Below are 22,226 nucleotides of genomic sequence, written 5' to 3' on the forward strand. Positions count from 1 at the left end.
GTATTCCTTCAGACCAGAATCAGGTTATCCCGGTGAACCAGCTCCGGCTCCGCCATGTAACCCAACAGACCGATAATCGCCTCAGACGACTGACCGATGATTTTTTGCGCTTCCAGAGCGCTGTAGTTAGCCAGGCCACGGGCGATTTCACGACCGTCCGGCGCCACACATACCACCATTTCGCCGCGACGGAAGCTGCCCTGGACCAGCTTTACACCTACCGGCAGCAAACTTTTATTGCCTTGGGACAGCGCGGTCACCGCACCCGCGTCCAGCACCAGCGTGCCGCGAGTCTGCAGATGCCCGGCCAGCCACTGTTTGCGGGCCGCCAGCATGCCGCGCTCAGGCGACAGCAAAGTGCCGATGCGCTCGCCAGCCTTGAGGCGATCCAGCACTCGCTCAATACGGCCACCAACGATGATGGTGTGCGCACCGGAGCGCGCCGCCAGACGCGCAGCGCGCAATTTGGTCTGCATGCCGCCACGCCCCAGTGCACCACCAGTGCCACCAGCTACCGCATCGAGCGCCGAATCATCGGCCCGCGCCTCGTAAATCAGCTTGGCGTCGGGATTGTTGCGCGGATCAGCGTCGAACATGCCGTCGCGATCGGTGAGGATCACCAGCAAATCAGCCTCGACCAGATTCGCCACCAGCGCCGCCAACGTGTCGTTATCGCCGAAACGGATTTCGTCAGTGACCACGGTGTCGTTTTCGTTGATCACCGGGATCACTTTCAACTCGACCAGCGCACGCAGGGTGCTACGAGCATTCAGGTAGCGCTTGCGGTCGGACAAATCGTCGTGAGTCAGGAGAATCTGTGCGGTATGCCGACCATGTTCGGCGAAGCTCGACTCCCAGGCCTGCACCAACCCCATCTGACCGATGGCGGCAGCCGCCTGCAACTCGTGCATCGCACTGGGTCGTGAGGTCCAGCCCAGACGGCTCATGCCCGCCGCCACCGCCCCAGAGGACACCAGCACCAGCTCAACGCCCGCCTCATGCAGGGCAACCATCTGCTCGACCCAGACACCCATTGCCGCGCGATCCAGGCCCTTGCCGTCCGCCGTCAGCAAAGCGCTGCCGATCTTCACGACCCAACGCTGCGCACCTGTCACCTTGCTCCGCATCATCTTCAACCTTAGCTTGAGGGCAGCGCGACCTGGCACTGCCCGTGACGTTATTCGTGATTCTTCGTGACCAACAGTCGATTTCCAGACACTAAAACGCCGCTCCTGTGAGCGGCGCTTAAGTTTATCGCAACGAATCAGTCACGCACGTAAATGATTTCCGGACCATCTTCGTCATCCACATCTTCTTCGTCCCAATCGTCGTCACCGATGTCATGGACCGACTTCACGCCGCTGCGGCGCAGGGCACGCTGATCGTCCAGCGCCTGCAACTGGGCGCGAGCTTCATCTTCGATGCGCTGATCGAGCTCAGCCAACTCTTCCTTGTAGGCCGGGTCGTTAGCCAGGCGATCGGCGCGATCTTCCAGGTAACGCATGATGTCGTGGCACAGACGCTCGGTGCCTTGCTTGGCGATCGCCGAGATCACATAGACCGGACCAGTCCACTCCAGACGATCAACGATCTCCTTGACGCGAGCATCGTGCTCTTCCTCAAGGATCTGGTCACACTTGTTCAGCACCAGCCAGCGATCACGCTCAGCCAGGGACGGGCTGAACTTGGTCAGCTCGCTGACGATCACTTCAGCGGCATCCGGCGCACTGGTGTCATCCAGCGGCGCCATGTCGACGAGGTGCAGCAGCAGACGCGTACGCGACAAGTGCTTGAGGAAGCGAATCCCCAGGCCTGCGCCGTCGGAAGCACCTTCGATCAGGCCCGGAATATCCGCAACCACGAAGCTCTTCCAGCGATCGACACTGACCACACCCAGGTTCGGCACCAATGTGGTGAACGGGTAGTCAGCGACTTTCGGCTTGGCGGCCGACACCGAGCGAATGAAAGTACTTTTGCCGGCGTTCGGCAAACCGAGCAGACCGACGTCCGCCAACACCTTCATTTCCAGCTTCAGGTCGCGCTGCTCACCCGGCTTGCCCGGCGTGGTCTGGCGCGGCGCACGGTTGGTACTGGATTTGAAACGAGTGTTACCCAGACCGTGCCAGCCGCCCTGAACCACCATCAGCTTCTGGCCGGCCTTGGTCAGGTCGCCGATAACTTCCTGGGTGGCAGAGTCGATCACCGTGGTACCGACCGGCACCCGCAGGATCAGATCCTCACCTTTTTTGCCGGTGCAGTCGGTGCTGCCACCGTTGGAACCGCGCTCGGCATCGAAGTGCCGGGTGTAACGGTAGTCGACCAGGGTGTTCAGATTTTCGTCGGCCATCATGTAGATGGAACCGCCATCACCACCGTCGCCGCCGTTCGGGCCGCCGTTTTCAATGAATTTCTCTCGACGGAAACTCATGCAACCGTTGCCACCGTCGCCAGCCTTTACTCGAATCGATACTTCATCAACAAACTTCATAACAAAACGCCTCTCGCCATACGGACGAGCCGAAAAACAACCAAGACATAAGACTCTTGCAAAAATGAGCGCAGCGACCTCAATCAACGACCGCCAATACAGCGCTGGAGCCCATCACAAACAGCTTTGCAAGAGACTCACCCCACAAACGAAAAAGCCCCGTCGCAAGACAGGGCTTTTCCAGCGATCGCGCAATTAAGCTGCGACGACGCTCACGTAACGACGACCGAAGGCGCCTTTTACTTCAAACTTGATCACGCCTTCGATTTTCGCGAAGAGGGTGTGATCTTTACCCATGCCAACGCCGTAGCCAGCGTGGAATTGGGTGCCGCGCTGACGCACGATGATGTTACCGGCCTTGATGACCTGGCCGCCATACATCTTCACGCCAAGGCGTTTGGCTTCTGAGTCGCGACCGTTACGGGTACTACCACCAGCTTTTTTGTGTGCCATGAGTTCAATTCTCCTAGTGAGGAATTAGGCTGATTAAGCCTGAATACCGGTGATTTTGATCTCGGTGTACCACTGGCGGTGGCCCATACGCTTCATGTGGTGCTTACGGCGACGGAACTTGATGATGCGGACTTTATCGTGACGACCTTGGGAGATCACTTCAGCCACAACGGTAGCGCCAGGAACAACTGGAGCGCCGATATTCACGTCGTCGCCATTGGCAACCAACAGAACGCGATCAAAAGTTACGGATTCGCCGGTAGCGATTTCCAGTTTTTCGATCTTCAGGTATTCACCTGGAGCAACTTTGTACTGCTTGCCACCAGTAACGATTACTGCATAAGACATGGTATTTCTCCGATAATCCTGCTCACCCAGCTCTTTATAAGAAGAGGTATTGGCTGGCATGGCTGCATAAGGCTGGAAGGCCTGTTTGCATTGCGTAAGGCAGGTGCTGCCCAGGAAGTTCAGGGTGCGCGATTGTACGCAAGCTACTCTGGCGTTGCAAGTGGCCGTCCATCGCGCCTTGACAGGCCCGGACGTGGGTCCTAGCATGCCGCGCAACCCTTCTGGAGCAACTGTCGCTGATGCAACCCCAAGCTTTCTACCGCGCGGTGGCGGACGATTTTAGCGCCGTCGACGGCATCATCAAGAAGCAGCTGACTTCCCGAGTGCCGCTGGTATCGAAAATCGGCGACTACATTACCTCGGCTGGCGGTAAACGCCTGCGTCCCTTGCTCGTACTGCTATGCGGCAAGGCACTGGGCCGCGAAGGCGATGACCTGCGCCTGCTGGCCGCGACCATCGAGTTCCTGCACACCGCCACCCTGCTGCACGACGACGTCGTCGACATGTCCGGCATGCGCCGTGGCCGTTCGACCGCCAATGCCATGTGGGGCAACGCGCCGAGCGTGCTGGTGGGTGACTTCCTGTATTCGCGCTCTTTCGAAATGATGGTCGAACTGGGCTCCATGCCGGTGATGAAGATCCTTTCGCAAGCCACGCGCATCATCGCTGAAGGCGAAGTGTTGCAGCTGTCGAAGGTCCGCGACGCCAGCACCACCGAAGAAACCTACATGGAAGTCATTCGCGGCAAAACCGCGATGCTCTTCGAGGCTTCGACCCACAGCGCCGCAGCCCTGGCCGGCGCCTCGCTGGAACAGAGCGAAGCGCTGCGCACCTTTGGCGATCACCTGGGCGTAGCCTTCCAACTGGTCGACGACCTGCTGGACTACCGTGGCGATGCCGAGACCCTGGGCAAGAACGTCGGTGACGACCTGGCCGAGGGCAAGCCTACGCTGCCGCTGATCTACACCATGCGCGAAGGCACTCCGGAGCAGGCCGCGCTGGTTCGTCAGGCGATCCAGAAAGGTGGCATCGAAGACCTGGAAAGCATTCGCGAAGCGGTCGAAGCTTCCGGCTCGCTGGATTACACCGCGCAACTGGCCCGCGACTACGTGGCCCGTGCGATCAAGTGCCTCGACGCCCTGCCCGCCAGCGAATACCGCGATGCTCTGGTGGAATTGAGTGAATTTGCGGTCGCTCGCACGCACTGATTTCACAACAAAAGATCGCAGCCTCGTTTCACTCGACAGCTCCTACGGTGACCGCGTTAGTCAACATTCCTGTAGGAGCTGTCGAGCAGAGCGAGGCTGCGATCTTTTGATCTTTTGCTGCTCGCTCCCTCCCGCGATAAAACCCTATATAATGTGCGCTTTTTAGCCATCCTGAATCCAAGGAGCCTTAGTGAGCACGTTGCCACCCTGCCCGAAATGCAATTCCGAATACACCTACGAAGACGGCGCACAGCTGATCTGCCCGGAGTGCGCCCATGAGTGGTCCGCCAACGGCGAAGCCGAAGTAGCGTCCGACGATACCGTGAAAAAGGACTCGGTCGGCAACGTCCTGCAGGACGGCGATACCATCACCGTGATCAAGGACCTCAAGGTCAAAGGCACTTCCCTGGTGGTCAAGGTCGGCACCAAGGTCAAGAACATCCGCCTGTGCGATGGCGACCACGACATCGACTGCAAGATCGACGGCATCGGCCCGATGAAACTCAAATCCGAGTTCGTCAGAAAAGTCTGAGCCCGCTGTATTCCATCCCGCGCCCTGCGTGGGATGGTGCTTTACCCTCCCCGCGTCACCCAGCACTCCTCGCAATAGCCAAACGCCAGCCGTTTTGACCTTACGCAATCCTTACCCGATAAAAAACGCAAACCGCCAATAGGCCCTTGCTATTTAATGAATAGGAATTATTCTCATTGAAACCAATCAATGGAGATGAGACCCATGACTTATTTGATCGATGCCTGGCTGGACCGCCCACATCCCTACCTCAGAATCCTGCATCGGGAAACCGGGGAAGTCTGTGCGGTGCTTGAAGAAGAAGCCTTGAACGAGCTGCAGGATCAGGGTGATCTGGACGTCAATGGCCTGAGTTCCAGTGAGCCGGTGGTACTCAAGGAACTGGTGCGCAATCTATTTCTGTTTTGCTATGCCCGGGCGTTGCGCCCGAGTCATGACCTGAATACCAAGTTCGAGGTATGAAGATCATTTGTAAAAATGCCGGAGCTGGCCCTGCAGGAGCGGGCCAGCTCCAACACCGGGATTACAGAACGTCGAGCAGTTCGACGTCGAATACCAGTACGCTGTGCGGCGGAATACTGCCAACGCCTTGAGCGCCGTAAGCCAGTTCGCTCGGCACGTACAGACGCCATTTGCTGCCCGCGTTCATCAGTTGCAGGGCTTCGGTCCAGCCGGCGATAACGCCGCCCACCGGGAATTCTGCAGGCTGGCCGCGCTCGTAGGAGCTGTCGAACACAGTGCCGTCGATCAGAGTGCCGTGGTAGTGAGTGCGCACTTGATCCTCACGGGTTGGCTTGGCGCCTTCACCTTGGGTCAGCACTTCGAATTGCAGGCCCGAAGCCAGAGTAGTGATGCCTTCACGCTTGGCGTTTTCAGCCAGGAAAGCCAGGCCTTCGCCAGCAGCAGCTTCAGCCTTGGCAGCCGCTTCGGCTTGCATGATCTCGCGGATCACCTTGAAGCTGGCGGACATTTCTTCCTGGCCCACACGGCTTGGCTTACCGGCGAACGCGTCGGTCAGACCCGCCAGGATTGCGTCCAGGCTCACGCCCGGTGGCGGATTGTCACGCAGCTGGTCGCCCAACTGACGGCCAATGCCGTAGCTGACGCGGGTTTCATCGGTGGACAGATTTACTTCGGACATGACACTGCTCCGCTGTGCGGACGGCCCTGGAACTTGCCGTGCGTGCACAGCGCATCCCGGAGCGCCCGGAATCAAAAGGGCGAGCAGACTAGCACAGATGCCGCCACGTTGATGAGCGGCGTCAGCCCTGTTACGCAGTACGGAAGGTGCTCGGTAATTTCGGACTTTCCTCGGCGCTGGTACCGCACATTTCATCATGGGCCGAGGTATATACAACGTTGAATGGCTTGGGACAGGCGTGAAGCACTTCACGCGCATGCTCGACCGAGCGCAGCTGCAATGTCTCGCCATGAGCATCGAGCACTGGATGCGCCGCACCATGCATCCGAGCTTCCAGCACGTAGAACACGCCTTCCATCGAGATCAGGTTCAACTCATCGATCTTTCCGGCGATGGCATACGCATTCAACTCTTGCAGGTTCATGAGCGCACCTCACGCAGTGGAGAGCCAGGGTTCTTACAGGGATATGCCTCGACGCGCCAAAGTACAAGCCACAAACGACACCGCCCGTCTGTTTCGCAACAGACGGGCGGTGCGGTGGAGCAAGTAAGGGTGGATCAGTGCTTGGTCAGCTTGTCCAGATAACCCATGGCAAACGCCGACACCACGAAGGTCATGTGGATGATCACGTACCACTGCAAATGCTCAGGATCGACGTTCTTGGCGTCCATGAAAATCCGCAGCAAGTGGATCGACGAAATTGCCACGATGGAAGCCGCGACCTTCATCTTCAACGAAGACGAATCCATGGTGCCCAACCAGTTGAGCTTCTCCTTGCTGTCGTCGATATCCAGTTCGGAAACGAAGTTCTCGTAACCGGAAATCATCACCATTACCAGCAAGCCGCCTACCAGCGCCATGTCGATCAGCGACAACAACACCAGAATCAGATCCGACTCGGCCATCGAGAACACGTTAGGGATGACGTGGATGACTTCCTGGAAGAATTTCAGTGCCAACGCCAGCAAGCCCAGCGACAAACCGAAATAGATCGGCGCCAGCAACCAGCGGGAGGCGTACATTGTATTTTCGATAAAGCGTTCCATTGAATCTCACACAAGGGGCTGGAAATGGCGGCGAGTATAACAGCCGCCTGTTACACCCAGAAACCGCCGGAAAATCCGCAACCTGCGTGTGTGTGACAAAGTTTTTCTGCTAGTGTCCAGATCAATGACAGGTCAGCGACATCGGACAGGAAAACTGGAAATGGATGTGCGATTGCCCTTAACGAGTGCCGGACTTTGCCTCGCATTGCTGCTCGGTGGTTGTTCACCCAGCGATGAGAAACGCCAGGTCAGCCTCGAAGAAAAGACCGCGCAATTCGAAAAGTCTCTGGAGGCGATCAAGGATCCGAAACTCAAGGACGTCGTGACCGAACTCGGCGGTTCACTGCTGCTGCTTGAGCGTGCGCAACTCAAGCTCGACAGTAAACCGGTGGTCACCGAATACGGCGAAGATGCCCTCGCCGTATTCAAGCACTACCCCACGCCCCAGGCGCTGGTCGACACCTACATCAACGGGCTGTTCGTGCTGCACAAGGAGTCCAGCTCGGATTACCTGACCGATCTGCAACCGGTATTCCCCCTCCACTTCAACACCCCTGGCGCATTCCTTTTCCCTCATGACCTGGAATGGCAATCGGTGACCCTCAGCAACAAGCGCGTCATCGCGTTTCAGCCGGAATGGTCGGAAACCGATCCAGGAATCCAGCTGAGCCCGTCGAGCTCCAACCTGACCAACCCCGATGACTTGACGGTGACCTACCCCTTCATCGAAGGCCTGGGTGTGGACAAGAAGAACCTGCCACAACCGGTGAGTCTGCAAGGCAAGGTGGAGGTCATCGCCCCGCGCCGACTCTACAGCTTCGACCTGACGAAAAAGGACATCGGCCAGACGCGCACCAATGACAACCTCAGTGTCACGCTGCTGAAGCTTGAAAAAAACCATGCCGAAATCGAATTCAGTAACAGCGCACCACCAGCCCCCGAGGTTCGCGATACACCGCCCAACCCGCTGATCGTTCAGGCCAGGGACACCACCGGACAATTCCTCTCGCGCTCGGGCGCGATCAATGAAACCGCCGCGCAAATTGCGTTCTATCAAAAACAACTGGCGCAAATGCAACAGCAGAAAGCCTGGAGCGAAGCGTTCGAAAAACAGCTCGAGGACGACCAGCGCGCCTTTGAAAAACAACAAACCCGACAGTACGCCAAGGTGTACTTCAACGGACCGATCGACACGCTCGAAGTCAGCTTGCTGGACTTCTCGGCGGTCACGGTGACCCGCAAGAACCTAAACCTGCCGGTACGCCGCTTCGACCCGCACACGACGGAAAAAACCATCCAGCCACTGGCCTTGCCCGTGGTGGTATACGACGACCAGGCTGCGACCTGGCTCAAGGGTGCGACGCTGGACGAGAACCAACTGAAAAAAAGCATCAGTATCAGCCAGTCGATCGATGATCCAAGCGCCGCGCGCATCGATTTCGATCACCCCAGAAGCTTCAATGACGAACTGCTCGGCACCTCGTTCAATCCCGGCGAAAGTCCCGTGACGTTTTTTACCCAAGACAGCAATGGCCGGCGCGACGGGCCGATCGAGCTGCCACCGGAGGCGTATCAGGTCGACCCGCTACGCGGCAGCATCACCTACGATCTGAATCTGTTTGCAGAAACTCCGGCCTACGCAGTGGGCTCCATGCCGCTGTTCCTGGCGACTGTCGACAAGCAAACCTACGACGCCCACCAACTGCCCAAGGGCCTGGCGCTCAAAGGGAATGAGTTGGTGGTTGATCTGAAGCTGTTCCCCGACCAGGACTGGCGCTTTTTCGCCAAGGACGACAGTGGCAACTATCTGAAGGAGATTCTTTCGGTCAGTCACGACGCGAATGCGCAAGGTCCGGGGTTATTCGCAGTGCATTACTTCTACGGCCAGCCCACACGTCTGGAAACTTATCAGCGAACCAACCTCACCACCGTGCAATACGGTTTCGAGGTCAAACTCGACAAGACCGAGCCAGGTAACCTGGATCAATAGCCTGGATCAGCCTTCAGGTCGAAACCCGGGACCGGCAAGGTTGTGGAAACGGCCACCGTTGATCTCTCGCAACTGGGCTTGCAGGTGCAGGCACCAGATTTGCGGGTCATCGGCCAACTCGTAGCCATGCAGGGTCAGACTTTCGACGATGGTGTCGAGGATCGATTCAGCCACGACCGGCCCACGGAACGGGCCTTGAGCCTTGATGGCTGAAGGTTGCTCGCCGGCCATTCCGGCGGCAAAAAGCAAGGTCCACATGCCCGTATCTCCCGCCAGCGGGCGGATAGCACATTCGATACGGGTCACAAGGCCCAGGCATTGACGGGTGAGGCAGAGGTTGCGCGACATGGCGGCGACCCTCGGTAGATCCGGTATTCAGCCTCCACGGGAAGGCTGTCTCGATCCAGTGATAACTGTCGATATCCTTGAGCAGAGAATAGAAGAAAAGTTCAGCTCGCACGCGGCCCGCGGCCAGAAGGCGCCGAGTGGTCGCCGTGCAAATATTGACGCCAGACTTGTGGCGAGGGGGCTTGTCGGACCGCCGCACCGCCCCGTTGGGCAGCGAAGCGGCCCCGAAATTTATCAGACAGACCTCATCGCCGATTTGACGACTGCTACGCAGCCGAACGGGGCGGTGCGGCGGTCCGACAAGCCCCCTCGCCACAGGGAGCCTCCTCAGGTTCGAGATTGACTCAGGCTGGTTTGACTTCCAGCAATGCTTCCTGCGCCAACTCCTTTTCGGCCTCCTTGAGGTCTTCCTCGCTGACCATTTCAGCGATCACCCGCAAGCGTTCCACCACCCGCGCGTTGACGCTGCCCTCGGGAAAGTCGCCATTCTCATCCGGCGTACCGGCCGGCTCGCCGACCAACAGGCTCAGGGCTTCGTCGGCCTGGCGCACCGCGTAGACATGGAACTGCCCCGCGCGCACCGCCGCCAGCACCTTCTCGTCAAGCATCAGCGTGGCGACGTTAGCCTGAGGAATGATCGCTCCCTGCTCGCCCGTCAGGCCGCGAGCCTCGCAGAGCCGGAAGAAGCCTTCGATCTTCTCGTTGACCCCGCCTACCGCCTGCACTTCACCGAATTGGTTGATCGAACCGGTAATCGCAAAGCACTGCTTGAGTGGAGTTTTCGACAAGGCCGAGATCAGCGTGCAGGCCTCGCCCAACGATGCGCTGTCGCCGTCGACGTAACCGTAGGACTGCTCCAGGGCGATGCTTGCGGAAATCGCCAACGGGAATTCCTGGGCATAGCGGCTGCCCAGGTACCCGGTGAGGATCATCACGCCTTTGGAGTGAATCGGCTGGCCGAGGTTGACCTCGCGCTCGATGTCGACGATGCCGCTGCCGCCCGGATACACCGTGGCGGAAATCCGCGCCGGTATCCCGAAGGCCGAATCGCCGACTTCCAGTACCGTCAGCCCGTTGCACTTGCCGACCGCCGCGCCATCGGTGTCGATCAGAATGATCCCGGCCAGCATGTCATCGAGAATCCGCGCCGAAACTCGCCCGGTACGGGTAGCCTTGGCCTTGAGCGCACGCTCGATGTGCCCGGCGTCAGTCATCTCGTCACCCGCCAGGTCACGAATGAAATCTGCCTCGCTGACCAGTTGGAACAGATCGCCGATCCGTGCCGACAAACGTCCCTGGTGCTCGGCCAGACGTGCGCTGTAAGTCGCCAGACGCGCCACCGCATCCGCGGTCAGCGGCGCCATGCCTTCTTCCGAGGTACGGGTTTTGAGCAACTGGGCGAACTGCTCCAGGCTTTCGTCGACCATCGGAATGTCTTCATCGAAATCAACCAGGACGCGGAACATCTCCTGGAAGTCCGGATCGAGGTCTTGCAGCGTGTAGTAGAGCTGCCGGGCGCCGATGATCACGACTTTGACCTGCAACGGAATGTGTTGCGGCGTCAGCGTCACGGTGGCAAGACGGCCCAGCTCACCCAGTGGCGATTCCATTTTCAGCTTGCGCGATTGCAAGGCACGCTTGAGCGCATCCCACACGAATGGCTCGCTGAGCATTTTTTCCGCTTCGAGGATCAGGAAACCGCCGTTGGCCCGGTGCAAAGCACCCGGTCGCAGCTGCCGATAGGTGGTGTAGAGCGCACCCTGATCGGTGCTGTATTCGATGCGGCCGAACAGGTTGTCGTAGGTCGGGTGCGGCTCGAACACCACCGGCGCACCGCCGCTGTGCGGATGCCCGACCACCAGGCTCGGGGCGTATTGCTCTTCAAGCAATTTGCGGGCGACGGCGTCGGTCTTGCTGTCGTCCACCAGTTGCTCGACCACCGTTTTAAGCAGGTACACCTGCATCGCTTGCAAGTAACCGCAAACGCCTGCGTTTTCCGCGTACTTTTCCGACAGCGGCGCCAGCAATGGCTGCAAGGCCAGAGTGATGGTTTCTTCGTTGAGCTGGCGCAGCTGATTGCTCGACTCGCGCTTCCATTGCGGCAGGCTGGCGAGTTCTTCGTTCAACCGCTCTTCGAGCCCGGAAATGTCATCATGAAAGCGCTCGCGCTCGGCTTCCGGCAACTGGGCGAATTCCGCCTCATCCAGGGCCTTGCCTTCGCTCATCGGGGTGAAGGCAATGTTGCTGCTGTCGCGGTAGAGCGCGACGTCTTTCTCCAGCGCCAGACGCTCGATCACATCCAGCGCACGGTCATAACGCTGGTTGAAGGCGCGATCGATGGCGCTTTTCTTCTGCTGGTAGGACGGGTGCTCGAACACTGCCGGAAAGGTCGCCAGCAGGTTGTCGATCAAGCCGTTGATGTCACCGATAAAGGCGCCGGCGGTGCCCGACGGCAATTCCAGGGCGCGAGGCTCGCGAGGCTCATCGAAATTATTGACGTAGACCCAGTCGGCCGGGGTCTGCAGGCGTTTGCCTTCGGCCTTGAGGTAGCGTTTGACGAACGAAAACCGGCCGGTGCCGGGCTCGCCCATGACGAACACGTTGTAACCGGGGCGCGGCATGGCCACACCGAACTGCAAGGCTTCGACCGCACGTTCCTGGCCAAGCACACCGCGAAAGGGCTCCAGATCATTGGTGGTAGAGAAGCTGAACTGTTCAGCGGAAAACGGACGGGTCAGCGCTTCAGGCGCTAGACGCAAGCTGGCAGCAACAGGATCAGGCATCGGGCTTCCTTACATCAGGCGGGGCAGATAACGGCATTCTGGCGCTGCCCGTACCCACTGGCAAGGCGCACCTCAAGCCAAAGCTTAGACAAGCCCCCATCCTCGGGCCGCGCGGGTCAAAATCAAGGTTTTCAGGGAATGTTTCGCAAAAAATCACGGAACCCCTGGAACCTGCCTAAACTCCAAACTGCGCGGCTGGAACGAATAACCGGCCCACTGGCACCATTAGGGGCCAGCACCCTGTCCATTGGTATGCACACAAAGAGAACATAGCTATGAAACGGATTCTTCTTGGTACTCTCTTCACCGTTGTATCCATCAACGCCATGGCTCAGGCGCCAGGCGGTCCGGACTGCGGTTGGGGCAACATGCTGTTCGAAGGTCAGCGTGGCACCCCGGCACACTTCCTGGCATCCACCACCAACGGCACCTCAGGTAACGCAACTTTCGGCATGACCTCCGGTACCAACGGTTGCTCGACCAATGCGGCGCTGACCTATGGCGGCAAATCCTGGCTCGCCATGAATGGCATGATGAACGAGCTGTCCGAAGACATGGCTAAAGGTCAGGGTGAAGCGCTGACCACTTACGCCGTGGTACTGGGTGTGGCGCCGGAAGACCGTGCGCACTTCGCCACCGTGACTCATCAACACTTCCAGCAAATTTTCAGCAAAGCTGACGTGACCGCTGAGGATGTGCATACCAACACCCTGGCCGTACTGAAGAACGATCCTCGTCTGGCCAAGTACGCCACTCAAGCTTAAGCTCGACCCGTCCCGCTCTCTTTGGGGAGCGGGTTTTATTTTTTGACCCTGGCTCTTTTTCGCTGCCTCCTTGGGTCTTCGTTTCTTTCGACTTAAGTTGCTCACTATGCTCAAACGCCTTGCCTGGCTGGCGCTCTGTGTCTGCGCCCCGCTGTCCGCCGCGCCCCACATCGACAATCAACGTTTGCAGCAACTGGCCAACGACCCCTTCTGGATTTCGCTGGGTCATTACGAAACCGCCAAGCTCGGTGGCTGGCGCAGCTATGTCAGCGACAAAAAATTCTTTCTCGCCTCCGACGGCAACGAACACCCCGACCGCGAACTGGCGGCGACCGTACAGGCGCTGTATGCCCCGACCAGTGCCGGCGAGCAGCATGCGCAATGCGTCTATCCGGCCCGTACTCGCTGGCTCAAGGCGCAACTTGACCTGACGGATCTGCCGTCGCTGGACTGTGCTGAATTCAAGCAATGGTTCAAGGACGTTTCGCCCCACAGTGCGGTGATGATTTTCCCGGCCGCCTACCTGAACAGCCCGTCGTCGATGTTCGGCCATACCTTGCTGCGCATCGATCAGGCCGATGTGCAGCGCGACAAGACCTCGCTGCTGAGTTACGCGATCAACTTCGGCGCCTACATCGAAGGGTCGGACAACAGCATTTTGTACGCGTGGAAAGGCCTGATGGGTGGTTATCCGGGGCTGTTTGCACTGGTGCCCTATCAGGAAAAACTCTCGGAATACCGTAGCCTCGAAAACCGCGACCTATGGGAATACCGCTTGAACCTGACCCAGCAGGAAACCGAGCGCATGGTCGAGCATGTCTGGGAGCTCAAGCAGATCCAGTTCGACTACTTCTTCTTCGATGAAAACTGCTCCTATCGCCTGCTTGAGCTGCTGCAGGTGGCGCGGCCGGGCCTGAAGCTGACCGATCAGTTCCCGTTGACCGCCATTCCCACCGACACCGTCAAAGCGGTGAAACAGGCCGGACTCGTGGAGTCGATCGAATATCGCCCGTCCCGCGAGCGTGAACTGCTGAGCCGCGCGCAGCCGTTGACCGATGAAGAGCAGCAGTGGGTGCTGAAAGTCAGCGCCGATCAGAAGCAATTGCAGGAACCGGCGTTCAAGGCGCAACCGCGCGCGCGACAGGCGTTGATCATCGATGCGGCCTATCGTCTGGAGCGTTATCGCGCCAACGGCCAGGAACGTGACCCGCAACGAGCTCAGCGCAGTTTTGAATTACTGCGCGCGATCAATCAAAACCCGCCTCCTGAACTGGATATTGCGCGACCTGGCTTGCCCGAGGATGGCCACGAGTCCCGCACCTGGCAGGCCGGCATCGGCACCCGGGGCGACAAAGCCTTCGGCGAATATGGCCTGCGCATGGCCTACCACGACCTCAACGACAACGCTGAAAGTTTCCCCCTTGGCGCGCAGATCGAAATCCTGCAGATGAAGCTGCGCCAATACGAAGGCAATCACTGGCAGTTGCAGCAACTGGACCTGGCGACCATCCGCTCCCTGACCCCGCGCAACGCGCTGTTGCAGCCGCTGTCGTGGCAAGTCACCGGCGGCCTGGAACGTGTACCGGGCAAGCATGATGACGAAACCCTGGTCAGTCATGTCAATGGTGGTGGCGGCGGGACCTGGCAACTGAGCGACGACATGCTCGGGTTCGCCTTGGGCACCGTGCGCGTGGAGCACAACAACGACTTCGCGGGCTTCATTGCCCCGGCAGCGGGCTTCAACAGCGGTTTGCTGTGGAAAAACCCGCTGGGGAATTTCAGCCTGGAAGCCAAGGGCGATTACTTCACCAACGGCGAAGTGCGCCGGAGCATGAGCCTGAATCAGCAGTGGGAGTTGTCGCGCAACCTCGGGCTGCGCCTGAGTGCCCAACGCGAATTCAGCCATCTGGCATCTCCTGAAAACGAAGTGATGCTTGAAGTGAAGTGGTATCACTATTGATCGTTGCTTAACCGCAAAAGATCGCAGCCTTCGGCAGCTCCTACAGGACCGCATGTAACCGCACTTTTTGTAGGAGCTGCCGAAGGCTGCGATCTTTTGACCTTTCTTTCACTCCCATCCGACAAATCCGCTTCTAGACTTCCCCTATAGGCCGTTGAACGGCCCTGGAGTCCGAGATGTGGCGTTGCGTGGGTGTGTTGGGGTTTTTGCTATTGATTACAGGGTGTCAGTCCACCCACGAGGATCTGATCGCCAAAGGGTATCCGCCGGCGTTCGCCGATGGCTTCGATGACGGTTGCAGCAGCGGTCGACAAGCCGCCGGGGCGATTACCGGTGAATTTCGCAAAAACGTCCCGCGCTACCTCAAGGACAAGCAATACGCCGAAGGCTGGACCGATGGCTTCCGTCAGTGCCAGGCCATGCGCGAAAACGAGGATCGAAACGAGTACAGGGAACGCCATTGGGACGAGCGCGAACGGGCCTGGCAACAGCAGAAAGACCGGGACGCCGCGCGAGCCTATCGCTCGCAATAAGTCGTTTACAGACATTTGTCGAAACTTAAAGCCTGCGACCATGGCCCAAACCCTATAACGGGAGAAAAGCATGAGTCGCGCCTTCGTCAATGAAGATAACGCCGCCGCACAAGCCGACCTGCCAGTCGAACGACAGGTCAGCGCGCAGCCCAATTACGTCACGCCCGCCGGGCTCATGCAGCTTCAGGCGAAAGTCGCCGCGCTGCAAAGCCTGCTCGACGAGGAAAGCGCCAAAGGTGACCTGGCCGACAAGCAGCGCCAGGCTGACCTCGATCGCGACTGGCGCTACTTCAAGCAGCGCCTGCAAAGCGCACAGGTGGTCGCACAAGCCTCCTCGACCGACAAAGTGCAGATTGGCAATTGGGTGACCTTTGCCGACGAGCACGATCATGAACAGCGCGTGCAATTGGTCGGAGAAGACCAGGCGGATGCCGCCCATGGGCTGATCAATTGGAGTTCGCCGCTGGGACGGGCGTTGCTGGGCGCGCACAAGGGCGATGAAGTGCTGTGGAAGCGGCCGGCGGGGGATTTGGTGATTGAGGTGCTGGCCATAGAGATCGGGTGATCTTCAGGCCGCCACGATCTTGCTGAACGCCCATAAAAAAACGGAGCCCCCGAAAGGCTCCGTTTTTTTTATGCGACCAACCTGAAATCAGGCCAGTTTCTTGTGCCGTACGCGGTGCGGCTGGGAGGCCGCTTCGCCGAGGCGTTTCTTGCGATCGGCTTCGTACTCGGTGTAGTTGCCTTCGAAGAACACCGCTTGCGAGTCGTCTTCGTACGCCAGGATGTGCGTCGCGACGCGGTCAAGGAACCACCGATCGTGAGAGATCACAATGGCGGCGCCCGGGAAGTCCAGCAAGGCTTCTTCCAGGGAACGCAGGGTTTCAACGTCGAGGTCGTTGGACGGTTCGTCGAGCAGCAGGACGTTGCCGCCCTCTTTCAGGGTCAGGGCCAGGTGCAAGCGACCACGCTCACCGCCGGACAGGTCCTTGACGAACTTCTGCTGATCGCCACCCTTGAAGTTGAAACGACCGACGTAGGTACGCGACGGGATCTCGTAGTTGCCGATGCGAATCTGGTCGGAACCATCGGAGATCTGCTGGAACACAGTCTTGCTGCCATCCAGGTCTTCACGGCTCTGATCGACGCACGCCAGTTGCACGGTTTCGCCGACTTCGATGCTGCCCGAATCCGGAGTTTCCTTGCCCATCAGCATGCGGAACAGGGTCGATTTACCGGCACCGTTACCACCGATCACGCCAACGATGGCGCCTTTAGGCATGGAGAACGACAGGTTGTCGATCAACACGCGATCGCCGTAGCCCTTGGTGACGTTCTTGAATTCGATGACCTTGTCGCCCAGGCGTGGACCGGCCGGGATGTAGATCTCGTTGGTTTCGCTGCGCTTCTGGAATTCCTGCGATTGCATTTCTTCAAAGCGTTGCAGACGAGCCTTGGACTTGGACTGGCGGGCCTTGGCGCCTTTGCGCACCCACTCCAGTTCTTCCTTCATGGCCTTTTCGTGAGCCGATTGCTGCTTGGATTCGGCCGCCAGACGATCGGACTTGGCTTCGAGCCAACCCGAATAGTTGCCCTCGTACGGGATACCGGCGCCGCGGTCGAGTTCGAGGATCCAGCCGGCAACGTTGTCCAGGAAGTAACGGTCGTGCGTGATCGCAACCACGGTGCCCGGGAAATCGTGCAGGAAGTGCTCCAGCCAGGCGACGGAGTCGGCGTCCAGGTGGTTGGTTGGTTCGTCGAGCAGCAGCATGTCCGGGGCGGACAGCAGCAGGCGGCACAGGGCCACACGACGCTTTTCACCACCGGAAAGATGTTCAACCCTGGCATCCCAGGCCGGCAGACGCAGCGCATCGGCAGCGACTTCCAGTTGGCGATCCAGGTTGTGGCCATCGCTGGCCTGCAGGATGGCTTCAAGTTTGGCTTGCTCTGCAGCCAGCTTGTCGAAGTCGGCATCCGGATCGGCGTAGGCCGCGTAGACCTCGTCCAGACGCGCCTGGGCGTCCTTGATCACGCTGACCGCTTCCTCGACCACTTCACGCACGGTCTTGGTCGGGTCCAGGATCGGTTCTTGCGGCAGGTAGCCGATGTTCAGGTCCGGCATCGGACGGGCTTCGCCGTCGAACTCGGTGTCGACGCCTGCCATGATTTTCAGCAGCGTGGACTTACCCGAACCGTTGAGGCCGAGGACGCCGATTTTGGCGCCGGGGAAGAACGACAGCGAAATGTTTTTCAGGATTTCCCGCTTCGGCGGAACAACTTTGCCCAGCCGATGCATGGTGAAGACGTATTGAGCCATGGAGAACCTAGGGTCAGTGACTGATGAATGATTGGAGCGCAGGCGATGCCCGGCCAGGCCATGCGCGTCGTTCGTTTGATGGGTATCAAGGCGGCGCGCTGAAAAAACCTAGGAGCTGGAACGCTCCCGCGTAACCGGCAAAGCTACCTCATTGACAGAAGGCAGTCCAGCCGAGCGGGGCTGGCACTTCGCCACAACTCAAGGCATGCTAGCCGCCCTTCGGGCGTCCGGCTTATAGTGCACGCCGCGCCAGTCCAGCCAAACCGCAGGATTACAGTTTGTCCAATGTCACTCCGCCACCGTCCGCGAGCGTGCTCAACCCTGGGCTCGGCTCGCCCCTGCGCGGAAGCTTGAAGGGCGCGCTGGCGACGCTTGTGCTGTTGCTGCTCGCATTGCTGTTCTGGCAGTTGCTGGATCAACTGCGCGAAACCCAGAAAAACCAGCGCCAGTACACCATCGACTACACCGCCGACCTGGCTTCGCAAGTCAGCCTCAACATGGCGCTCAACGCCCAGATCGCCCTTAATCTGCTACCGATCGTCGAACAACCGCAAAGCGCCGACGAACAGCAGGCATTGCTGCGCAAACTGCAACAGTCGCTGCCCGACCTGCGCAGCCTGGCGCTGCTCAGCCCTTCCGGGAAAGTCCTGAGTGACAGCGCCGTCGACAGCCAGGACGCCAACTACCTGAGCGAACTGGTCCAGCGCAGCCGCGCCCAGGCCCACTATTTCAGCAATGCCGATGACGGCTCGGTGGTGCACCTGCTCCTGCATCAGGCCAGCGGCAGCACTCGCGGCTACTGGGCCCTGCGCCTGACACCGACATTTTTCTCTTCATTGACCAAACAGGGCGACGCCGGCATTCGCCCCCAGTGGCTGGTGGAAAACCGCATCAATCATCAGATCATCAGTCGCGATGACGCCCTGGCTTCAGCCAAACCCGCGGTGCTGACACCCGACGAACTGACCAACAGCGTGTTGACCGTCCCCCTGAGCAGCAGCGACTGGCAACTGCGCGGACTGTTCGACCGGCAACGGGTGATCGAACAACTGCTGCCGGCATTCATCGGCAAATGCCTTCTGGGCCTGGCCTTCTCACTGTTACCGTTCATCGCTTTGCTGAACATTCGTCGCCGCCAACGCCAACTGCATGAAGGCCGCCGACGCTATCAGGACATCTTCGAAGGCACCGGCGTTGCCCTGTGCGTGCTGGACCTGTCCGGGCTCAAAAGTTTTTTCGACAAGGAGCAACTCACCAGCAGCGAGCAGCTGAGAACCTGGCTCGAGATACCGGAGCAACGCCAGCAACTGTTGCAGGAACTGCGCATCACCGAAGTCAACCAGGTCGCCCTGCAACTGCTCAACGTCAATTCCTGCGATCAGGCCTGGAAACTACTGATCAACGGCTGCCCACTGGACTGCACGGCCATCGGCAATCAAGTGCTCGAAGCGGTGCTCCACCAGCAGAAACAGCTTGAGCTGGAAATCAAGCTTCAGGACGCCAATGGCCGCGACCAGCACTTGTGGCTCGTGCTGCGCCTGCCGGAAGATCAGCCCGACTATAGGGCGGTGATCCTGAGCATCAGCGACATCACCAGCCGCAAACTCATTGAGCTTTCGCTGCTGGAGCGCGAAGGATTCTGGTCCGATGTGGTGCGTACCGTGCCGGATCATCTGTATGTGCAAGACGTGATCAGCCAGCGGATGATCTTCAGCAACCATCACCTGGGGCAGACGCTGGGTTACAACCGCACCGAGCTGCACCAGATGGGCGAGTACTTCTGGGAAATCCTCTTGCACCCGGAAGATGCCGACTACTACCACCGCTCTCGCCAGTCTCAGCGTCAGGCGGGTTATACCCAATTGCTGCAGTGCCAGCTGCGCTTCCGTCATCGCGATGGCAAATGGCGGCGTTTCGATATTCGCGAACAGGCCCTGGCGCGGGACAAGCACGATCAGGTCACGCGCATCATCGGCGTGGCCAAGGACATCACCGAGCAGATCGAAGCCAGTGAATCCCTGCGCGACAGCGAGCAGCGCTACCGGATGCTCGCCGAAAGTATCAGCGACGTGATTTTCTCCACTGACAGCAAGATGGCGCTCAATTACGTCAGCCCCTCGGTACAAGCGGTGCTGGGCTTCGACGCCGACTGGATATTCCAGAACGGCTGGCAATCGACCATCGCCAACCCGCAACAACTGAGCGGCATCTACAGCCTGATGGACCGGGTCAGCAAAGCGCTGGATAAACCCGATCAACTGACACTGCTGCGCAGTCAGGTGCAGACCCAACTGTTTTTGTTCGACTGCCTGCGGGCCGACGGACGCAAGATCCCTATCGAGTTGCGTCTGGTGTTGGTCTGGGACGAACACGGCGCCTTCGAAGGTGTGCTCGGGGTCGGTCGCGACATCAGCCAGCAACGCCGGGCCGAGAAAGACCTGCGCATGGCGGCCACGGTATTCGAGCACTCGACCTCGGCGATTCTGATCACTGACCCGGCCGGCTACATCGTCCAGGCCAACGAGGCCTTCAGTCGAGTCAGCGGCTATGCGGTGTCCCAGGTGCTCGATCAGTTGCCGAACATGCTCACCGTCGACGAGCAGCAGGAAACTCATCTGCGCTACGTGCTCAAGCAGTTGCATCAGCACAGCACCTGGGAAGGCGAAGTCTGGCTCAAGCGTCGCAACGGCGAGCACTACCCGGCCTGGGTCGGGATTACGGCGGTGCTCGACGACGAAGGCGATCTGGCCAGTTATGTGTGTTTCTTCAGCGACATCAGCGAACGCAAGGCCAGTGAGCAACGGATTCACCGCCTCGCCTATTACGACGCCCTGACCCACCTGCCCAACCGCACGCTGTTCCAGGATCGCCTGCACACCGCGCTGCAGTCGGCCGAACGGCAGAAGTCCTGGGTGGTGCTGATGTTCCTCGACCTGGACCGCTTCAAGCCGATCAACGACTCCCTGGGCCATGCCGCCGGCGACCGCATGCTCAAGGAAATGGCCACGCGCCTGCTCGGCTGCGTCGACGATGACGACACCGTGGCGCGCATGGGCGGTGATGAGTTCACATTGCTGCTGCAACCCCGGGTCAACCGCGAGATCGCGCTGAACCGGGCGATTCACGTGGCCGAACAGATCCTCGCCAGCCTGGTGAAACCGTTCGTGCTCGAAGGCCGCGAGTTCTTCGTCACCGCCAGTATCGGCATCGCCCTGAGTCCTCAGGACGGTAGCGAACTCAGTCAGCTGATGAAGAACGCCGACACCGCGATGTACCACGCCAAGGAGCGCGGCAAGAACAACTTCCAGTTCTATCAGGCCGACATGAACGCCAGCGCCCTGGAGCGTCTCGAGCTGGAAAGCGACTTGCGCCACGCCCTGGAACAAAACGAATTCGTGCTGTACTACCAGCCGCAATTCAGCGGCGACGGCAAACGCCTGACCGGCGCCGAAGCCCTGCTGCGCTGGCGCCATCCGCGCCGCGGCCTGGTGCCGCCGGGAGATTTCATTCCGGTGCTCGAAGAGCTCGGGCTGGTGGTGGATGTCGGCGACTGGGTGATCGGTGAGGCCTGTCGTCAACTCAAGACCTGGCACCAGGCCAAGGTGCGGGTGCCGAAGGTCTCGGTGAATATTTCGGCCCGGCAGTTCTCCGACGGGCAGCTCGGCACACGGATCGCCACCATCCTCAGGGAAACCGGCCTGCCGCCGGCGTGCCTGGAGCTGGAGCTGACCGAAAGTATCCTGATGCGCGAAGTCAGCGAGGCGATGCAGATCCTCGCCGGTCTGAAAAACCTCGGCCTGAGCATTGCGGTCGACGACTTCGGCACCGGTTATTCATCGCTCAACTACCTCAAGCAATTCCCGATCGATGTGCTGAAAATCGACCGCACCTTCGTTGATGGCCTGCCGTCGGGCGAGCAGGATGCGCAGATTGCCCGGGCGATCATCGCCATGGCCCACAGCCTCAATCTGGCGGTAATCGCCGAGGGCGTGGAAACCCACGAACAGCTCGACTTCCTGCGCGAGCATGGTTGCGATGAGGTTCAGGGCTACCTGTTCGGCCGCCCGATGCCGGCCGGCCGGTTCGAAGCGCAGTTCAGCAATGATGCGTTGTTCATGTTCGACTGAAGAGGAACTTCTGTGGCGAGGGAGCTTGTCGGATCGCCGCACCGTCCCGCTCGAGTGCGTAGCGCTCGCAAGATTTGGGGCCGCTTCGCAGCCCAGCGGGAGCAAGCTCCCTCGCCACAGACATTGAAAATCCTGCGCATGAACACCACTTGTCTGCGACATGATGTCCTTTCATATGCCATCTAAA

Annotated in this window: 19 protein-coding genes; 9 read left to right on the forward strand and 10 right to left on the reverse strand. The window is 59.4% G+C overall.

Annotated features, from left to right (window positions below; all coding sequences use genetic code 11):
- Positions 1 to 8 precede the first annotated feature (8 nt).
- The 4 genes from proB to rplU form a co-directional block, all read right to left on the reverse strand.
- On the reverse strand, positions 9 to 1,127 hold the full coding sequence (gene proB / locus ACEN9A_RS25715; RefSeq protein ID WP_258674218.1) for a glutamate 5-kinase: 1,119 nt from the start codon (positions 1,125 to 1,127) through the stop codon (positions 9 to 11).
- Between the two features lie 137 nt (positions 1,128 to 1,264).
- The gene (gene cgtA / locus ACEN9A_RS25720) at positions 1,265 to 2,488 is read right to left on the reverse strand and encodes an Obg family GTPase CgtA (protein ID WP_018925882.1); all 1,224 of its coding nucleotides are present in this window, start codon (positions 2,486 to 2,488) and stop codon (positions 1,265 to 1,267) included.
- Positions 2,489 to 2,683: 195 nt separating this feature from the next.
- On the reverse strand, positions 2,684 to 2,941 hold the full coding sequence (rpmA, locus tag ACEN9A_RS25725) for a 50S ribosomal protein L27 (protein ID WP_003228360.1): 258 nt from the start codon (positions 2,939 to 2,941) through the stop codon (positions 2,684 to 2,686).
- A gap of 33 nt (positions 2,942 to 2,974) precedes the next feature.
- The gene (gene rplU, locus ACEN9A_RS25730; RefSeq protein ID WP_007901869.1) at positions 2,975 to 3,289 is read right to left on the reverse strand and encodes a 50S ribosomal protein L21; all 315 of its coding nucleotides are present in this window, start codon (positions 3,287 to 3,289) and stop codon (positions 2,975 to 2,977) included.
- 239 nt (positions 3,290 to 3,528) lie between these two features.
- Here rplU and ACEN9A_RS25735 point away from each other — a divergent pair, with 239 nt between their 5' ends.
- From ACEN9A_RS25735 to ACEN9A_RS25745, 3 genes are all read left to right on the forward strand, one after another.
- On the forward strand, positions 3,529 to 4,497 hold the full coding sequence (locus ACEN9A_RS25735; RefSeq protein WP_019650960.1) for a polyprenyl synthetase family protein: 969 nt from the start codon (positions 3,529 to 3,531) through the stop codon (positions 4,495 to 4,497).
- 190 nt (positions 4,498 to 4,687) lie between these two features.
- Positions 4,688 to 5,029, forward strand: a complete 342-nt coding sequence (locus ACEN9A_RS25740; RefSeq protein WP_007938431.1) for a zinc ribbon domain-containing protein YjdM — start codon at positions 4,688 to 4,690, stop codon at positions 5,027 to 5,029.
- A gap of 204 nt (positions 5,030 to 5,233) precedes the next feature.
- Complete coding sequence (locus ACEN9A_RS25745; protein WP_018925879.1) at positions 5,234 to 5,491, forward strand: PA4570 family protein; 258 nt, start codon at positions 5,234 to 5,236, stop codon at positions 5,489 to 5,491.
- 61 nt (positions 5,492 to 5,552) lie between these two features.
- On the opposite strand, the gene bamJ is transcribed toward ACEN9A_RS25745, so the two are convergent.
- The 3 genes from bamJ to ACEN9A_RS25760 all read right to left on the reverse strand — a co-directional run bounded on the left by bamJ (position 5,553) and on the right by ACEN9A_RS25760 (position 7,217).
- Positions 5,553 to 6,170, reverse strand: a complete 618-nt coding sequence (gene bamJ, locus ACEN9A_RS25750) for a BamJ family beta-barrel-assembly machinery protein (protein ID WP_007938433.1) — start codon at positions 6,168 to 6,170, stop codon at positions 5,553 to 5,555.
- Between the two features lie 130 nt (positions 6,171 to 6,300).
- Positions 6,301 to 6,594: a DUF6482 family protein gene (locus ACEN9A_RS25755; RefSeq protein WP_258671198.1), complete on the reverse strand. Its 294-nt coding sequence runs from the start codon at positions 6,592 to 6,594 to the stop codon at positions 6,301 to 6,303.
- 134 nt (positions 6,595 to 6,728) lie between these two features.
- Positions 6,729 to 7,217 (reverse strand): TIGR00645 family protein, encoded by a 489-nt coding sequence (locus ACEN9A_RS25760; protein ID WP_007938436.1) that lies wholly within the window; start codon positions 7,215 to 7,217, stop codon positions 6,729 to 6,731.
- A 160-nt stretch (positions 7,218 to 7,377) separates the two neighbouring features.
- Between ACEN9A_RS25760 and ACEN9A_RS25765 the strand changes: the two genes are divergently transcribed.
- The gene (locus tag ACEN9A_RS25765) at positions 7,378 to 9,207 is read left to right on the forward strand and encodes a hypothetical protein (protein ID WP_258671199.1); all 1,830 of its coding nucleotides are present in this window, start codon (positions 7,378 to 7,380) and stop codon (positions 9,205 to 9,207) included.
- A 6-nt stretch (positions 9,208 to 9,213) separates the two neighbouring features.
- Here the strand turns inward: ACEN9A_RS25765 and ACEN9A_RS25770 are convergent, their stop codons facing one another.
- Both ACEN9A_RS25770 and ACEN9A_RS25775 read right to left on the reverse strand, forming a co-directional pair.
- Positions 9,214 to 9,555, reverse strand: a complete 342-nt coding sequence (locus ACEN9A_RS25770) for a PA4575 family protein (RefSeq protein WP_019581273.1) — start codon at positions 9,553 to 9,555, stop codon at positions 9,214 to 9,216.
- 344 nt (positions 9,556 to 9,899) lie between these two features.
- A complete protein-coding gene (locus ACEN9A_RS25775; RefSeq protein ID WP_019650957.1) occupies positions 9,900 to 12,338 on the reverse strand; it encodes a Lon protease family protein in 2,439 nt (812 codons plus the stop codon).
- Between the two features lie 275 nt (positions 12,339 to 12,613).
- On the opposite strand from ACEN9A_RS25775, the gene ACEN9A_RS25780 reads away from it, so the two are divergent.
- From ACEN9A_RS25780 to ACEN9A_RS25795, 4 genes are all read left to right on the forward strand, one after another.
- A complete protein-coding gene (locus tag ACEN9A_RS25780; RefSeq protein ID WP_019650956.1) occupies positions 12,614 to 13,102 on the forward strand; it encodes a DUF3015 domain-containing protein in 489 nt (162 codons plus the stop codon).
- A gap of 106 nt (positions 13,103 to 13,208) precedes the next feature.
- Positions 13,209 to 15,062 (forward strand): Lnb N-terminal periplasmic domain-containing protein, encoded by a 1,854-nt coding sequence (locus tag ACEN9A_RS25785; protein ID WP_258671200.1) that lies wholly within the window; start codon positions 13,209 to 13,211, stop codon positions 15,060 to 15,062.
- Positions 15,063 to 15,238: 176 nt separating this feature from the next.
- Positions 15,239 to 15,595, forward strand: a complete 357-nt coding sequence (locus ACEN9A_RS25790; RefSeq protein ID WP_258671201.1) for a hypothetical protein — start codon at positions 15,239 to 15,241, stop codon at positions 15,593 to 15,595.
- A 70-nt stretch (positions 15,596 to 15,665) separates the two neighbouring features.
- Positions 15,666 to 16,160 (forward strand): GreA/GreB family elongation factor, encoded by a 495-nt coding sequence (locus ACEN9A_RS25795; RefSeq protein ID WP_258671202.1) that lies wholly within the window; start codon positions 15,666 to 15,668, stop codon positions 16,158 to 16,160.
- An 87-nt stretch (positions 16,161 to 16,247) separates the two neighbouring features.
- On the opposite strand, the gene ettA is transcribed toward ACEN9A_RS25795, so the two are convergent.
- A complete protein-coding gene (gene ettA, locus ACEN9A_RS25800) occupies positions 16,248 to 17,912 on the reverse strand; it encodes an energy-dependent translational throttle protein EttA (protein ID WP_018925869.1) in 1,665 nt (554 codons plus the stop codon).
- Between the two features lie 278 nt (positions 17,913 to 18,190).
- Here ettA and ACEN9A_RS25805 point away from each other — a divergent pair, with 278 nt between their 5' ends.
- Positions 18,191 to 22,039 carry a sensor domain-containing protein gene (locus ACEN9A_RS25805; RefSeq protein WP_258671203.1) on the forward strand — a complete coding sequence of 1,283 codons (3,849 nt, stop codon included), beginning with the start codon at positions 18,191 to 18,193 and terminating at the stop codon, positions 22,037 to 22,039.
- The last annotated feature ends 187 nt before the right edge of the window (positions 22,040 to 22,226 follow it).

This window comes from Pseudomonas sp. Pseusp18, from assembly GCF_059506005.1.